This window comes from Sporomusa sp. (genome assembly GCF_057736855.1).
In genome coordinates, this window is sequence record NZ_JBYKYF010000390.1 from 1 (window position 1) to 809 (window position 809).

The following is an 809-nucleotide window of genomic DNA, read 5'->3' on the forward strand; positions in this document are numbered from 1 at the left end:
GGTTAAAGACTTTAATCTGCCAGAGATTAATATATTATAGGTATAACTAACGTCGCCTTGAAAAGTAATAATATCGCCCGGTTCGCATTGTACTAAAACTCCGCAATTGTGAAGGAATTTTTTGGCTTCTGTTTCAGATAAATCTTGCAGTAAGCTTATGACTTGTGTTGGAAGGCAATGCAAATGCTTGCACAAAATGCCCCAAAATTCTTCTTCTGTAGTCAGTTGACTATTGATAATGGAAGAGTTGTTAGTGAACATAGCGTTAAACCATTTAATTGCTTTAGTATTTAATGATTGTCTTTTCCGGGCTATGCGAAAAAGCGGAGAACGCACTTTGCGGAAATGCTCAACATCATCTATGAGCATAACAATTGGGACCGCTAAGCCATGACCAGGGGAAATAAAATTTTTATAGTATCTGCGGCACCCTAGTTGCTCATAGAGCTGGAGCAAATGAAAGTTGCAGATACCAAAGAGAAACTGGACTTGCTCGTAGCAACAAAACTCATAGCATTTTGCTGTAAGCAGATACAGCGCTGGTGAGCCTCGATAAGCGGGAGCGACCATTACTTTTGTAGCAAAAGCAAATTTATGACTGCCATGTTCAGCAATATAATTGTTAAATGTGTTCAGATTTAAGTAATCTATAACTTTTTGTGGAAAGTCTGTCATAGTGCCAATATTAATTCGATACGTGGCAATTATCTTTGAATCAACTTTAGCATATAGCAATATTGCCCAGTCGTCCATTTCATCATATATTTGCTGATTATCATAGTCAACTTCTGCAAAATGCCTAGACATTT

The 809-nt window shown here is 37.5% G+C and carries 1 pseudogene; it reads right to left on the reverse strand.

Annotated elements, in window-relative coordinates:
- Nucleotides 1-753: pseudogene (locus AC29Z1_RS16640) on the reverse strand (GNAT family N-acyltransferase); the annotation flags it as partial.
- Nucleotides 754-809: the final 56 nt, after the last annotated feature.